Below are 14,651 nucleotides of genomic sequence, written 5' to 3' on the forward strand. Positions count from 1 at the left end.
CCCCTGCGGGGTGGACGCCGCTCAGTGCACATAGTTCTTGAGGATCTCCGTGTCCAGCTCCATGCCGACGGGCTCCGGGATCTCCACCTTCTCCCCGGAACGGGAGGTGTGGATGTCCCGGTAGCGATCCCCTTCCTCGTCCGGGCCGCTGTGCGCGACGACGGTGCCGGAGTCCCGGTCGATGAGCAAATAGACCGGGATGCCCGCTGCGGCGTAGGCGGACGGCTTCTCACAGCGGTCCCGCCGGTCGGTGTCCTCGTCGTAGGAGGTCACCTCCAGCACCATCAGCACACCGCTCGGATCCGCCCACTCCCCTTGCCCGGCCAAGTGAGCCACTGGAGCGAGCACACCATCGGCCCGGGCACGGCCGTTACGGTACAACCCGACTTTCAGGCCCTGCTCAGGATGCAGATCCAGGTCCGGCCGGGACTGGATGCACTGCCTGATCAACCACATCGTGATGGTGGCGTGGTCCCCGTCAGGCATGCTCTTGACCCCGATCCGTCCGTCGATGAACTCCAACATGACGGTCTCGGGCCTTCGAGGCGATCTCCTCGAACTCCTCGACCTGCATCTGAGACGTGCGCTCGGCCATGACCGTCATGGAGTACCCCCTTTCAGGCGAAGGCCAGTATTGGCGGAACAGAAGGGCGCGGCAGCCCTCTCCGCCGGGGGTGCACTCAGGTGAGTGACCTCTCACGTGACCGGCATGACGTCGAGGACCTCGTCGGCGAGGCGGGCCGCCGTCGGCTCGTACTTGCGGGCCAGTGCACGGAAGCAGGTCTCCGCCCTGATCGCGGGCCAGTCCTCGGGCAGGTGTTCCGCGGGGAGGTGCGGGTCCTGGCGGACGAGGCGCAACCAGTCGGTGTGCAGCATCAGTTGGCGGGCCAGGTCGTCGGGCGCGGCGGGCAGCGGAGGGCGGCTGCCGGTGTCCCAGCGCCGCAGGAACTCCCGGTATCCGTCGGCTATCGACGCCGCGTCGAACCCCTTGCGTACGAGGTCGGCGGCCTCGGTCGGCTTGAACGCCTGCGCGCGGAGCACGGTGACGTACTCCTCGAGCCCGAGCGGCGCGAGGATCGCTGCGGCGTCCTTCTCGCCGGGGGCGATCCACAGCCCGTTCTGAAGCGGCCCGAAACCCTCCCAGAGCAGCCGTGAGCGCAGATCGTGCCGTTCGCGGCGGTGGCTGTCGGGCAGGGAGAAGCCGACCAGCGTCCATGTGCCGTCCCAGTCCCGGTTGACGGCTCCGGTCTCCCAGATGCGGCGGTGCCCGTCCTGGAGCACCTCCTCCGCGTGCGGTGTGAGGGCGAAGTACACCTTGCGGCCCTGACGGTGGCGCACCAGGAGGTTGCGTTTGGCCATCCGGGCGAGCGTCGAGCGCACGGCCTCCTCGCCGACGCCGGCACGTGCGAAGACGTCGATGACGCTGCCGGAGTAGACGCCGGTGCCGCGCCCGAGTACATGGATGCCGAAGAAGCTGAACATGAGCGACTGCGGACGGACGGCGGGGCCGGGGCCCCGGTCCGGTTCTTCTGATTCCGAGCTGCTGGGCGTCACGTTGACGAGCGTAGCCGCCGGGAAGCGATGTTGTGCACATTATTGACGGCCGTCTCAGAACTGCCTTACGTTCCTTGGCGTACGACGCAAGAGCAGCAGTGGCCGAAAGAGGTACGTGCCCATGGACCTGTCCGGGAAAGCAGCGGTCGTCACCGGCAGCGCCCGGGGCCTCGGCCTCGCTTACGCGGAGGCGCTCGCCGCCGCCGGCGCGTCCGTCGTCGTCAACGACGTCGACGCGGCGGCCGCCGGCGCCGCGGTCGAGAAGATCACCGCCGGCGGGGGCCGGGCGGTGTCCGTGGTCGCTCCCGTCGGTGACGCCTCCACGGCGGACGCCCTGGTGGACGCGGCGGTCGAGAACTTCGGGCGACTGGACGTCATGGTCACCAACGCGGGCGTACTGCGCGACAAGGTGCTGTGGAAGATGTCGGACGAGGACTTCGACACCGTCGTCGGCGTGCATCTGCGCGGCACGTTCACCTGCGCCCGCGCGGCGGCCGTACGGATGCGGGAACAGGGCACCGGCGGACGGCTGATCCTGGTCTCCTCCCCCGCCGGGCAGCGCGGCAACTTCGGGCAGACCAACTACGCGGCCGCCAAGGCCGGCATCGTCGCCATGGCCCGCACATGGGCGATGGAGCTCGCACGCGCCGGCATCACGGCGAACGCGATCGTCCCCGTCGCCGCGACCGAGATGACGAAGACGATCCCAGCCTTCGCGCCCGTCATCGAGGAAGCGGAGAGGACCGGCAGCCCGCTGCCCGAATGGCTGCGCAAGCACGAGGGGTTCGGAACGGCGGAGGACGCCGCGCCGCTCGTCGTCTTCCTCGCCTCCGATGCCGCCTCCGACGTGACCGGTCAGGCCATCGGCATCGGCGGCGACAAACTCGCCCTGTGGTCGCACCCGCAGGAGAAGACGCCGGCCTACGCCGACGGCGGATGGGACGCGGACTCCATCGCCGCCTCCTGGAAGTCGGGCCCGGGCGCCCAGCCGGAGACGTACGGCATTCCCGCACCGCGCCCGCCGGAGGCACAGTGATGACCCGGGCCGACGGCACACCCCGCGAACCGGCCATCGACGCCGAGCAGCTGACGGCGATCGACGTGCACACCCACGCCGAGGTGTCGGCCGACGGGCACGGCTCGCTCAGCCCCGAACTCTTCGGCGCCTCCGCCGAGTACTTCAAGACGCACACCGAACGGCAGCCCACCATCGGCCAGATGGCCGCCTACTACCGCGAACGGAACATGGCCGCCGTGGTGTTCACGGTCGACGCCGAGCATGCGACGGGCCATCCGCGCATCTCCAACGAAGAGGTCGCCGACAGCTGTGCGCAGCACGCCGACGTCCTGATCCCCTTCGGCAGCGTCGACCCGTGGAAGGGCAGGGCGGCCGTGCGGGAAGCGCGCAGGCTCGTCACCGAACACGGCGTGCGCGGCTTCAAGTTCCACCCGAGCATCCAGGGCTTCTCACCCGACGACCGGATGGCCTACCCGCTCTACGAGGCGATCGAGGAACTGGGCGTGCCCGCACTCTTCCACACCGGCCAGACCGGCATCGGCGCGGGAGTGCCCGGCGGCGGCGGGATCCGGCTGAAGTACAGCAACCCGATGCTCGTCGACGATGTCGCCGTGGACTTCCCCGAGTTGCGCATCATCCTCGCCCACCCGTCGTTCCCCTGGCAGGACGAGGCGCTGGCCGTCGCGACGCACAAGCCGTACGTGCACATCGATCTCTCGGGCTGGTCGCCGAAGTACTTCCCGCCGCAACTGGTGCGCTACGCCAACAGCCTGCTCAAGGACAAGGTCCTCTTCGGCTCGGACTACCCGGTGATCACGCCCGACCGCTGGCTCTCCGACTTCGACAAGCTCGAGATCAAACCCGAGGTACGTCCCAAGATCCTCAAGGAGAACGCGGCGCGTCTGCTCGGCCTCACGAAGCCGGCGGCCGCCACGTCGGAAGGAGCCACCCCGTGACCACCACAGTCCACGGCGTCGAGGAGCTGAAGGCCCTCGCCGGTCAGGACCTGGGCAGCAGCGACTGGCTGGAGATCACGCAGGAGCGGGTCGGCACGTTCGCCGACGCCACGGACGATCACCAGTGGATCCACGTCGACGAGGAGGCAGCCGCCTCCGGTCCCTTCGGCGGCACCATCGCGCACGGATACCTCACGCTCTCCCTCGTCATCCCGCTCTTCACGCAGTTGCTGCAGATCAGCGGCGTCTCGATGAGCGTCAACTACGGGCTGGGCAAAGTGCGTTTCCCCAGCCCCGTCCCCGTCGGCAGCAGGATCCGCCTGACGGGCAAGGTCGGCACCGTGTCGGACGTGTCCGGAGGCGGGGTCCAGATGGAACTCGACTTCACGGTCGAACTGGACGGTTCCGACAAACCGGCGTGTGCAGGCCAGGCCCTCTACCGCCACTACCCCTGAGCTCACGCTCCCCCTGTAACTCACCGACACGGGAGGCCAGTCATGGCCGGCACCGCAGCGTCATCCACCCCATCACCCCGGAACGTCCAGCTCCGCCGCGCGGTCACGTCCAGCTTCATCGGCAGCGTGATCGAGTACTACGACTTCCTCCTCTACGCCACCGCCTCGGCCATCGTCTTCAGCAAGGTCTTCTTCACCGACCTGGACCCACTGGCCGGCACCGTGGCGAGCCTCGGCACCTTCGCCGCCGGCTACCTGGCCCGCCCCCTCGGCGGCGTCGTCTTCGGGCACTTCGGCGACCGGCTGGGCCGCAAACGCATGCTCGTGATGACGATGACCCTGATGGGCGCCGTCAGCTTCCTCATCGGCGTGCTCCCGACCTACGAGCAGATCGGCAGCTGGGCGGCGGTCATGCTGGTGCTGCTGCGCGTCCTGCAGGGGGTCGCGGTCGGCGGCGAGTGGGGCGGCGCCGTCCTGATGTCCGCCGAGCACGCGACGTCGCGGCGCGGGCTGTGGGCGTCCTTCACCAACGCGGGCGCACCTTTCGGCATGGTGCTCTCCACCGCTGCCCTCACCGGGACCGGCGCCGTGGTCGGCGACGAGGCGTTCCTGGCGTGGGGCTGGCGCGTTCCGTTCCTGCTGAGCGTCGTGCTGCTGGCCGTCGGCCTGTTCGTGCGGCTGCGGGTCGAGGAGACTCCCGTCTTCGCGGCGGCGCGCACCGGGAGCGACGGCAAGCTGCCCCTTCTCGACGTGCTGCGGCGCCATCCGCGCAACTTGCTGCTGGCCGTCGCGGTCGGGCTCGCGGCGTTCGTCGCGCAGGGCACACTCACGACGTTCCTCATCGCCCACGGCGTCCAGGCGGGCCACGAGCGGCAGACCGTGCTGAACGCGCTCACGCTCTCCTCCGCGCTGGCGGTACCGGCGATCGTCGGCTGGTCCGCGCTGTCGGACCGGGTCGGGCGGCGGCCCGTCGTCCTCGCCGGTGCGGTCGCCATGGGCATCTTCGCCTTCGCCCTCTTCCCGATGGCCGACGCCGGAAGCGCACTGCTGCTGACGGTGGCGCTCGTGCTGGGCCAGTCCGTCATCCACCCGATGATGTACGGGCCGCTGGCCGCGCTGTGCGCCGAACTCTTCAGCACCCGCAGCCGCTACACCGGCGCATCCCTCGGCTACCAGCTCGCCGGGCTGGGCGCGGGACTGGCGCCGCTGCTCTTCGCCGAGATCCAGCGCGCGACCGGCGGGGCCGGGACTCTCACCATCTCGATGGTCGTCGCGGGATTCTGTGCGCTGACCGTGGTGAGCATCCTGATCCTGGGCGAGACCCGCGACCGGGACCTCACCGAGAAGCCCGAGGCCGGCCCCCGTCCCCTGATCAGGAGCTGAGGGATGCACAACCAGGGCATCGGGTCGTGGCCCGGCCGGAGGGCTCAACTCTCGCCGGGCCGCACCGCGTTCGTCCACGAGGGCGACGCGGTGACCTACGCCGAGGTCCACCGGCGCAGCACCCGGCTCGCGTCGCAGCTGAGAGCCGAAGGCGTGGGGCCCGGCGACCGGGTGGCGTATCTCGGGCCCAACCACCCGGCGTTCGCCGAGACGATGTTCGCCACGCACATGCTCGGCGGCGTCTTCGTACCGCTCAACTTCCGCCTCACGGCCCCCGAACTCGACTACGTGCTCGGCCACTCGGGAGCCTCGCTGCTGGTGTACGGCCCCGAGTGCGCGAAGACCACGGCCGACCTCACCGCGCGCGGCGGCCTGCGCGGCGTCGTTGCCCTGCGCGACCCGTCCCCGGGTGAGCGGGACTACGAGCCGTGGCTCGCCGCGGGTGATCCCTCGCCCCTCGACGCCACGGTCTCGCGCGACGATCCCGCATTCATCCTCTACACCTCCGGGACCACCGGCAGGCCCAAGGGCGCCGTCCTCACGCACGCCAACATCATCTGGAACACGCTCAATCTGATGGTTGGCCTGGACATCGCCTCGGACGAGGTGACGCTGATCAGCGCCCCGCTCTTCCACGTCGCCGCGCTCAACCAGACGCTGCTGCCCACGTTCCTCAAGGGCGGATGCAGCGTGATCATGCCGTCGTGGAACGTCGGCGCCTGCTACGACCTGATCGCCGCGCACCGCATCACCTGGATGTTCGGCGTGACGACGATGTTCGCCGCGTTCGCCCAGTCCCCGCGATGGCCCGAAGCCGACCTCTCCTCGCTGCGCCACCTGATCTCCGGTGGCGCGCCCGTCCCGGAGGCGCTGATCCGCACGTACCAGGAGCGGGGTCTGGTCTTCTGCCAGGGCTACGGCCTCACCGAGACCGCACCCGGCGCGACGTGGCTCGAAGCGGCGGAGAGCGTCGAGCGGGCGGGATCGGCGGGCGTTCCGGTCTTCTTCGCCGATGTGCGCCTGGTACGGCCCGACCTGACGGAAACGGAACCGGGCGAGCGGGGCGAAGTCCTCATCCAGGGGCCCAACGTCACGCCGGGCTACTGGAACGACCCCGGAGCGAGCGCGGCTGCCTTCTCCGAGGGCGGGTGGTTCCACTCCGGGGACGTCGCGACGCGCGACGAGGACGGCTTCATCACCATCGTCGACCGGGTCAAGGACATGTACATCTCCGGAGGCGAGAACGTCTACCCGGCCGAGATCGAGGCCGTCCTCTTCGAGCACCCCTCGATCGCGGCGTGCGCGGTCGTCGGCGTGCCGGACGATAAGTGGGGGCAGACGGGCCGCGCGTTCTTCACGCCGCGCCCCGGAACCCGCGCGACCGCCGAGGAGTTGCGCTCGTTCCTCACCGCACGCCTCGCCAAGTACAAGATCCCCGCGTACTTCGAAGAGGTCGACTCGCTGCCCCGCACCGGTTCCGGCAAGATCCAGAAGCAGAAACTCCGCGAACTTCCCCTTCCACCCGGCGGTTAGCCTGTGCCCATGCCGGACGAGGTCGCGGCGTTCCGCCGCTCGCTGGGCCTGGACTCCCTGATAGACGTCCACACCCACTTCATGCCGCAGCGCGTACTGACGAAGGTCTGGGCGTACTTCGACACGGGCGGCCCACTCGTGGGGCGGCCCTGGCCGATCGAGTACCGGCACGAGGAGGAGGAACGCCTGCGGCTGCTGCGGGAGTTCGGCGTGAAGGCGTTCACCTCGATGCTCTACCCGCACAAGCCGGGCATGGCGCGCTGGCTCAACGACTGGGCCGCGGACTTCGCCGCCCGCACACCGGACTGCCTGCACACGGCCACGTTCTACGCCGAGCCGAGCGCGGGCGACGACGTGCGGCGCGCCCTGGAACAGGGCGCGCGGGTCTTCAAGAGCCACCTCCAGGTCGGCGACTACGACCCCAACGACCCCACACTCAAGGAGGTCTGGGGACTGCTCGCCGACGCCGGCGTCCCCGTCGTGACGCACTGCGGCTCGGGCCCGAGGCCCGGCCGCTTCACCGGGCCCGGACCGATCGCCGCACTGCTCGGCAGCCATCCCCGACTACCGCTGGTCGTCGCGCACTTGGGGATGCCGGAGTACGAGGACTTCCTGGAACTGGCCGAGCGCCACGAGAACGTCATGCTCGACACGACCATGGCGTTCACGCCGTTCGTCGAGGCCGAAACGCCCTTCCCCCGCCGGGCGCTGCCGCGCCTGGCGGCCCTCCAGGACCGCGTACTGCTCGGCACGGACTTCCCCAACATCCCCTACACCTACGCCGAGGCGCTTCGGGCGCTGGAGTCGACGGAGCTGGGGACGGAGTGGCTCCGCGCGGTCTGCCACGACAACGCGGCGCGGCTGTTCGGGCTCTGAGGGGCCGTGGCCGTGCGGGGGCGTGTGGAGCACGGCAGTCGGAAGCATGGGTGGGTACGGGGCGGCTGGACCGAGACGGGCCGGACGACCGCCCCGGAGGCACCGGCCCCGACCCACCCACGCACCAGATCCGCAGCACGCTGAAAAATCACGGCACCGCGTGCCGATTTCCGTGGCACGGAATGCCAATTTCGCGAGAAGCTTTGATCGATCATCGATCGCAGGCGTACAGTCCAATTGCTGGGCCGACCCTGTCCTGCCATTCAGGAAGGCCCCGCACCGAAGAACCCAACCGTGGAGCCCCGCGGCCGGCGGAGCTCGTACGGGATCCCGCACCCACGGGAGCCCGTACAGGAAGGACGCGCACCGAACGCGGCCCGACCGCACGTGAACAACCCCGCGCCCAGCGGGCCCGCGCCCAGCGGAGTGCTCCACCCCCGAAGACCCCTCCCCCGTCCGCCCGTCCGGAAGGTGGCCACCATGCCCCGCCCCGTACGCAACCGTCCGAGCGAGCTCGACCAGCTCGTGGACCGCGACCCGCAGGAGACCGCCGAGTGGCGGGAGTCGCTGGACGCCGTCATCGCGCATGCCGGTCCCGAGCGGGCCACGTACCTGATGCGCCGCGCTCTGGGCCACGCCCAGGACAGCGGGCTGGCGGTGCCGCATCTGCTGGAGACGGACTACGTCAACTCCATCCCGACCGCGGCCGAGCCCGAGTATCCGGGCGACGCGGAGACGGAGTCCCGCATCACCGCCTGGAACCGCTGGAACGCCGCCGCGATGGTGACCCGCGGCAGCCGCTACGGCCTGGGCGGTCACATAGCGACGTTCGCCAGTGCCGCCTGGCTGTACGAGACGGGCTTCCAGCACTTCTTCCGCGGCAAGGAGGACCCGGCGTCCGGAGGTTCGGGCGACCAGCTCTACATCCAGGGCCACTCCTCTCCCGGCATCTACGCCCGAGCCTTCCTCGACGGCCGGCTCACGGAAAGCGACCTCGACCGCTTCCGCCAGGAGACCTGGCACCCGGGCGAGGGCCGCGGTCTGCCCTCCTACCCGCACCCCCGCCGGCTGCCGTGGCTGTGGGAGTTCCCCACCGTCTCCATGGGCATCGGCCCGATCAACGCCGTCTACCAGGCACGCTTCAACCGCTACCTGACCGATCGCGGGATCAAGGACACCTCCGCCTCCCACGTGTGGGCGTTCCTCGGCGACGGCGAGATGGACGAGCCGGAGTCGACGGCCGCCCTCGCCCTCGCGGGCCGCGAGCGGCTCGACAACCTCACGTTCGTCGTCAACTGCAACCTCCAGCGCCTCGACGGGCCCGTCCGCGCCAACTTCAAGATCGTGCAGGAGCTGGAGGCGCAGTTCCGCGCGGCCGGCTGGAACGTGGTCAAGTCGCTGTGGGGCACCGCCTGGGACGAGCTGTTCCAGCTGGACACCACCGGCGCCCTGGTCCGCCGCCTCCGCGAGGTGCCGGACGCGCAGTTCCAGACGTACGCGACGCGCGACGCCGCCTACATCCGTGAGCACTTCTTCGGCGCCGATCCCGCTCTCGCCGAGATGGCGAAGCTGCTGACGGACGAGAAGATCGCCGCCTGCTTCCACACCTCCCGCGCGGGCCACGAGCCGCGCAAGGTGTACGCCGCGTACAAGGCGGCCGTCGAGCACAAGGGCGCGCCGACCGTGATCCTGGCGCAGACCGTGAAGGGCTGGACGCTGGGCCCCGGTTTCGAGTCCCGCAACGCCAACCACCAGATGAAGAAGCTGACCGGCAAGGAGTTCCGCGCGATGCGCGACCTCCTCGAACTGCCCATCCCGGACAGCAAGCTGGACGACGAGCTCGTGCCGTACGTGCACCCGGGCGAGGACTCCCCGGAGGTGCGCTACCTCCAGGAGCGCCGCGCCGCGCTCGGCGGGCCCGCGCCCGCGCGCAAGGTGCATCCCGTGGCGCTGCCCGAGCCCTCCGCGAAACCCTTCGAGACGCTGAAGAAGGGTTCCGGCAGCCAGGAGATCGCCACCACCATGGCGTTCGTAAGGCTGGTGAAGGACCTGATGCGGGAGAAGGAGACCGGCAGGCGGTGGGTGCCGGTGGTGCCGGACGAGGCGCGCACCTTCGGCATGGAGTCGCTCTTCCCGTCGGCCGGCATCTACTCACCGCTCGGGCAGAACTACGACCCGGTCGACCGCGACCAACTCCTTTACTACAAGGAGGCGTCGGACGGCCAGATCCTCAACGAGGGCATCACGGAAGCCGGTTCGCTGGCGGACTTCACCGCGGCGGCCACGTCGTACGCCACGCACGGCGAGCCGATGATCCCGTTCTACATCTTCTACTCGATGTTCGGCTTCCAGCGCACGGGCGACCAGTTCTGGTCCCTGGCCGACCAGTTGGGCCGCGGCTTCGTCATCGGTGCGACCGCCGGCCGTACGACGATGACGGGTGAGGGGCTGCAGCACGCGGACGGCCACTCGCCGCTGCTGGCCTCCACCAACCCCGCCGTCGTCACCTACGACCCGGCGTTCGCCTACGAGGTGGGGGCCATCGTCAAGGACGGCATGCGCCGCATGTACGGTCCGGACCCGGCTCTCAACGAGGACGTCTTCTACTACCTCACGGTCTACAACGAGCCGAAGGTCCAGCCGCCGCAGCCCGCCGGCGAGGACGTCGAGGAGGGCATCCTCAAGGGCCTCTACCGATTCAGCGAGGGGCCCGGGGGCACCGCCCTGGCCGAAGGCCCGGGGGAGAACCCGACTCGCCGCGCATCCAGCTTCTGGCGAGCGGCACCGCCATCCACTGGGCGCTGGAGGCACAGCGGCTGCTGGCCGGGGAGTGGGGCGTGACGGCGGACGTCTGGTCGGCGACGTCCTGGAGCGAACTGCGCCGCGACGCGCTGGAGTGCGACGCCGCGCAGCTGCGGGGCGAGGAGCGCACTCCGTACGTCACACGCGTGCTGGAGGACGCCCCCGGCCCGGTGCTCGCGGTCAGCGACTGGATGCGGGCCGTCCCGGACCAGATCAGCCAGTGGGTGCCGCAGGACTGGACATCGCTCGGCACGGACGGCTTCGGGCTCTCCGGCACCCGTGAGGCGGTGCGCCGCCACTTCGGCGTCGACGCCGAGTCGGTCGTCGTGGCGGCGCTGGCGCAGCTCGCGCGGCGCGGCGAGGTCAAGCACGAGACGGTGCGACGGGCCGCGGAGGGCTACGGCCTGGCCTGACCGGCGGCCGGCGGAGCCCGGTACCCGGAGCCCCGCAGCCGACAGGCGCGGGGCTCCGGGCGCGCTGCCCCGGGGCCCGGACACCCGGTGCCCCGGAGGTTCACCGCCCGCGGGCGCGGCGGCAGAATGCTGCCATGCGCGCGGCCCGGCTCATCAGGATGGTGCTTCTGCTCCAGACCCGGCGTGCCATGACCGGTGCCGAACTCGCCGCCGAACTCGAGGTCTCCGAACGCACGGTCTCGCGCGACGTGCTGGCCCTGTCGGAGGCCGGGGTGCCGGTCTACGCGGACCGCGGACGCAGCGGCGGCTACCGGCTCGTCGGCGGCTACCGCACCCGGCTCACCGGAATCGGCCGCGGCGAGGCCGAGGCCCTGTTCCTGTCCGGGGTGCCGTCCGCCCTGCGGGACATGGGACTCGCGGACGCCGCGTCGGCCGCCCGGCTGAAGGTCTCGGCGGCCCTCGTCCCCGAGCTGAGCGACGCGCACCGCTCGGCGGCGCAGCGTTTCCACCTCGACGCACCGGGGTGGTGGCAGCCACCGGAGGAACCACCGGAGCACCTGCCCGCGATCGCGGACGCGGTGTGGGACGACCGCACGGTGCGGATCTGCTACCGGCGCCGCGGAGCCGATGATGGGGGGACCCCCACCCCTCGCTTCGCTGGGAGGACTCCCGCCCGGGCGGCAAGGCCCAGGGGGAGGGAGTTGGAGCCGTACGGGCTCGTGCTCAAGGCGGGCGTCTGGTACTTGGCGGCCCGCGTGCCGGATGCCGGGGAACGGAGGGTGTACCGGGTGGACCGGGTCACCGGCGTCGAGGAGACGGGTGAACACTTCGTGCGCGACGAGGAGTTCGACCTGCCGGCGTTCTGGGAGGAGCGTTCCGCCGCGTTCGCGCGGTCGATCCTGCGGGACGAGGTGGTGCTGCGGCTGACCCCGGCGGGGATGCGCGCGCTGCGTCACGTGACCGACCGGCGGGCCGCGGAGGAGGCGCTGGCCGCGGCGGAGGCGCTGGCCGCGGCGGAGGCGAACACCGAGGAAGCGGACGCGGAGGACACGGAGTCGGACACGGAGTCGGACACGGAGTCGGGCGCGGCGGAGGCCGGACCGGGCTCCGCCCCGGCCGGGGAGGGCGGCGGCCCCGCCACGGTGGTACTCGCCGTGGAGTCCCTGGACGTCGCCTACACCCAGCTCCTCGCTCTCGGCCCGGAGTGCGAGGTGCTCGAACCTGCCGGGCTGCGCGCCCGGTTCGCGGACGCGGCACGGCGCATGGCGTCGCGGTACGGGCCCGGCGCGGTGCCGGCGGAGGCCGCCCACCGGTAGCCGGTCACCGGTAGCCGGTCACGTCCGCCTTCGCGCTCTCCTGGTCGACCTCGGCCATGTAGCGCCAGGCGTCCGGCGCCGACCCGTCGGCGTCGGTGAATCCGTACTCCTTCGCCAGTCCGCCGCTGGAGAGGGAACGCCCGTTGAACCGGGCCACGTCCGGGTCGGCGGCCAGCGCCGCCACGGCGCGTCCCACGAAGACGGGCGACTCGGAGATCGCGAAGTGCGGGTTCCGCGCACAGCCGTCCCGCCAGTTCTCCTCCGTCACCTCGAACGCCACCTCGAGCATGAACTCCGAGCGCAGCCAGCCCGGCGTGAGACAGACGGCGGCCGCGCCGTGCTCCGGCAGCTCCTCGGCCAGCGCGCGGGTCATCCTCAGCGGCCCGTACTTGGCGAGGTCGTAGTAGAACGGCTTGCGGTAGCGGGGGCCGTTGTACTCCTCGGTGCCGTCGGTGACTTCGACGACGAGCCCGCCCGGCCGGCGGATGAGCAGCGGGATCGCGTACCGGCTGGTGACGATGTGCGTCTCGATGCCGAGCCGGAGCATGCGCATACCCTGCTCCAGGTCGTGCTCCCACATCTTCCTGTCCCACTGCACGAGGTGGTCGCCGCCCCAGATGTCGTTGACGAGGACGTCCAGTCGGCCCTGCTCGTCGTCGATGCGCTCGACCAGTGCCCGTACCTGCCCGGGCTCCAGGTGGTCGACGGCTACGGCGACACCACGGCCGCCGGCCTCGTCGATCAGCTCCGCGGTGCCCTCGATCGTCTCGCTCGCGCGGCCGACCTCGCTGACGTGCTCGCGGGTGGTGCGGCCCGTCGCGTACACGGTGGCTCCCGCTCTTCCCAGCTCCACCGCCATCGCCCGGCCCGACCCCCGTGTCGCGCCCGCGACCAGCGCCACCTTGCCCGCCAGCGCGCCTGTTGTGTTCACCGGTCGTCCTCCCTCGTGTCCGGCAACCGCTGCGGACAGCACGCTCGCACGGAAAGCGGACATCTGCTGTCGGGTTTTCCGGCTTCCCGTGGCATGTCCGGCACGAGCACCTCATGGGATGGTCACAACAGCGGCACATATAGACCTTGACGCGCCCCGGTAACGACAAGGCGGCATCCGAGGGAGTCCGCGTGCGTCTGGCGGGTACAAGGCGGATGCTGTGTTCGTGATGGACGAGACCGAGTTCTGGGCGCTGATCGATTCGACCCGCGAGGACGCCGAGGGCGACCCCGAGGAGCAGGCCGACCTGCTCATCGAGAAGCTGACGCGACTCGATCCGGACGCCGTGACGTTCTTCGCCCGGCACTTCGAGTCCCGCTACAACCGCGCCAACCAGTGGGACCTGTGGGCGGCGGCGTGGATTCTGCTGGACGGGGTCAGCGACGACGCCTTCGACGCATTCCGCTGCTGGCTCATCGGCCAGGGCCGCGAGGTGTTCGAGACCGCGGCGCACGACGCCGATTCCCTCGCCGACGTACTGGAAGGCTTCGACGAGGAGCTCGACGGGGACGCCGAGGACCTCGGCTACGCCGCCGACGAGGCGTACGAGCAGCTCACCGGCACGGTCATGCCCGATCTCGGCCTGCCCGAGCCGCAGGAGGACCCTACCGGCGTCTCCCTCAACCTTGAGGACGAAGCCGCCCTCGCCGAACGCCTCCCCAAACTCTGGGACCGCTTCCGCGGCTGACCCGCCCGCTCCCGCCGCCTCCCGGGCCGGGGCCCGGCCCCGGCGGCCGGACCCGCCGGGCTGGTCCGTCGCCCCCCGAGCCCTTCACCGCCCGGCCGGCGAGCGCCCCATCAGAACATCGTCGACGTACTCCCCGTCGAGCAGGAACTCCCCGGGCAGCACGCCCTCCACGGCGAAACCGGCCGACTCGTAGAGCCGCCGGGCGGGCGCGTTGTGCGCGAGCACCCGCAGCGTCATCCGATGGACACCCTCCTGGCGGGCCCGTTCGCAGGCGGCCTCCAGCAGCGCCCGCGCGACGCCGCGGCCCCGCGCCCGCTCGTCCACCGCCAGGCCCCGTATCTGCCGCACATGCGCGTTGCTCTCCAGCTCGATGGGCGGCACCACGCGTATGTAGCCGACCACTCCGAGGCCCTCCGGCTCGCCCAGCTCCGCGACGAGGACGTGCCGCGGCGGATGAACGGCGTCGAAGAACGGCGGGTAAGGCGGCCTGGGCCGTGCGGCCACCGAGTGCAGCGTCGACCAGCCGGCCCGGTCCAGCTCGCCGAGCGCGGGCCCGTCGGTCGGGCCTGCGGCGCGGATGGTCGGCTCGGTCGGCATGCGCACCACCCTGCCCACCGCCCGTCCGAAGGTCCACCGGATATCCGTCCTGCCCCGCCAACAACGCCG

General features: G+C 71.0%; 11 protein-coding genes and 2 pseudogenes. 9 read left to right on the forward strand and 4 right to left on the reverse strand.

Going from position 1 to position 14,651, the window contains the following annotated elements; all coding sequences use genetic code 11:
• Positions 1-21 precede the first annotated feature (21 nt).
• Positions 22-604 (reverse strand): annotated as a pseudogene (locus EV375_RS06120) (Uma2 family endonuclease).
• Positions 605-696: 92 nt separating this feature from the next.
• On the reverse strand, positions 697-1,554 hold the full coding sequence (locus EV375_RS06125; protein WP_486588315.1) for a PaaX family transcriptional regulator: 858 nt from the start codon (positions 1,552-1,554) through the stop codon (positions 697-699).
• Between the two features lie 121 nt (positions 1,555-1,675).
• Between EV375_RS06125 and EV375_RS06130 the strand changes: the two genes are divergently transcribed.
• The 8 genes and pseudogenes from EV375_RS06130 to EV375_RS06165 all read left to right on the forward strand — a co-directional run bounded on the left by EV375_RS06130 (position 1,676) and on the right by EV375_RS06165 (position 12,306).
• Positions 1,676-2,590 (forward strand): SDR family oxidoreductase, encoded by a 915-nt coding sequence (locus tag EV375_RS06130; RefSeq protein ID WP_130298542.1) that lies wholly within the window; start codon positions 1,676-1,678, stop codon positions 2,588-2,590.
• Positions 2,591-2,625: 35 nt separating this feature from the next.
• Positions 2,626-3,528, forward strand: coding sequence for an amidohydrolase family protein (locus EV375_RS06135; RefSeq protein WP_130301649.1), 903 nt, complete (start codon positions 2,626-2,628; stop codon positions 3,526-3,528).
• The gene (locus EV375_RS06140; protein WP_130298543.1) at positions 3,525-3,983 is read left to right on the forward strand and encodes a MaoC family dehydratase; all 459 of its coding nucleotides are present in this window, start codon (positions 3,525-3,527) and stop codon (positions 3,981-3,983) included. The genes EV375_RS06135 and EV375_RS06140 overlap by 4 nt, the downstream gene beginning before the upstream one ends.
• Positions 3,984-4,025: 42 nt before the next feature.
• Entirely contained in the window at positions 4,026-5,366 is a 1,341-nt protein-coding gene (locus tag EV375_RS06145; RefSeq protein WP_130298544.1) for an MFS transporter, read from the forward strand.
• A 3-nt stretch (positions 5,367-5,369) separates the two neighbouring features.
• Positions 5,370-6,899, forward strand: a complete 1,530-nt coding sequence (locus tag EV375_RS06150; protein ID WP_130298545.1) for an acyl-CoA synthetase — start codon at positions 5,370-5,372, stop codon at positions 6,897-6,899.
• 9 nt (positions 6,900-6,908) lie between these two features.
• Positions 6,909-7,775 (forward strand): amidohydrolase family protein, encoded by an 867-nt coding sequence (locus tag EV375_RS06155; protein WP_130298546.1) that lies wholly within the window; start codon positions 6,909-6,911, stop codon positions 7,773-7,775.
• 480 nt (positions 7,776-8,255) lie between these two features.
• Positions 8,256-10,990 (forward strand): annotated as a pseudogene (gene aceE, locus EV375_RS06160) (pyruvate dehydrogenase (acetyl-transferring), homodimeric type).
• A gap of 134 nt (positions 10,991-11,124) precedes the next feature.
• Positions 11,125-12,306, forward strand: a complete 1,182-nt coding sequence (locus tag EV375_RS06165; protein ID WP_130298547.1) for a WYL domain-containing protein — start codon at positions 11,125-11,127, stop codon at positions 12,304-12,306.
• 4 nt (positions 12,307-12,310) lie between these two features.
• Here EV375_RS06165 and EV375_RS06170 read toward each other — a convergent pair whose 3' ends face one another.
• Positions 12,311-13,237 carry an SDR family oxidoreductase gene (locus EV375_RS06170; RefSeq protein WP_486588316.1) on the reverse strand — a complete coding sequence of 309 codons (927 nt, stop codon included), beginning with the start codon at positions 13,235-13,237 and terminating at the stop codon, positions 12,311-12,313.
• A gap of 229 nt (positions 13,238-13,466) precedes the next feature.
• Here EV375_RS06170 and EV375_RS06175 point away from each other — a divergent pair, with 229 nt between their 5' ends.
• Positions 13,467-13,985, forward strand: a complete 519-nt coding sequence (locus EV375_RS06175; protein ID WP_175437746.1) for a DUF4240 domain-containing protein — start codon at positions 13,467-13,469, stop codon at positions 13,983-13,985.
• Between the two features lie 84 nt (positions 13,986-14,069).
• Here EV375_RS06175 and EV375_RS06180 read toward each other — a convergent pair whose 3' ends face one another.
• Positions 14,070-14,582 carry a GNAT family N-acetyltransferase gene (locus tag EV375_RS06180; RefSeq protein ID WP_130298549.1) on the reverse strand — a complete coding sequence of 171 codons (513 nt, stop codon included), beginning with the start codon at positions 14,580-14,582 and terminating at the stop codon, positions 14,070-14,072.
• Positions 14,583-14,651 lie beyond the last annotated feature (69 nt).

This window comes from Streptomyces sp. CNZ301 (assembly GCF_004217425.1).

Coding starts and splice junctions, on each gene's coding strand:
- EV375_RS06130 (WP_130298542.1), top strand. CDS start 1,676: ATGGACCTGTCCGGGAAAGCAGCGGTCGTCACCGGCAGCGCCCGGGGC.
- EV375_RS06145 (WP_130298544.1), top strand. CDS start 4,026: ATGGCCGGCACCGCAGCGTCATCCACCCCATCACCCCGGAACGTCCAG.
- EV375_RS06150 (WP_130298545.1), top strand. CDS start 5,370: ATGCACAACCAGGGCATCGGGTCGTGGCCCGGCCGGAGGGCTCAACTC.
- EV375_RS06155 (WP_130298546.1), top strand. CDS start 6,909: ATGCCGGACGAGGTCGCGGCGTTCCGCCGCTCGCTGGGCCTGGACTCC.
- EV375_RS06165 (WP_130298547.1), top strand. CDS start 11,125: ATGCGCGCGGCCCGGCTCATCAGGATGGTGCTTCTGCTCCAGACCCGG.
- EV375_RS06175 (WP_175437746.1), top strand. CDS start 13,467: ATGGACGAGACCGAGTTCTGGGCGCTGATCGATTCGACCCGCGAGGAC.
- EV375_RS06180 (WP_130298549.1), bottom strand. CDS start 14,582: ATGCCGACCGAGCCGACCATCCGCGCCGCAGGCCCGACCGACGGGCCC.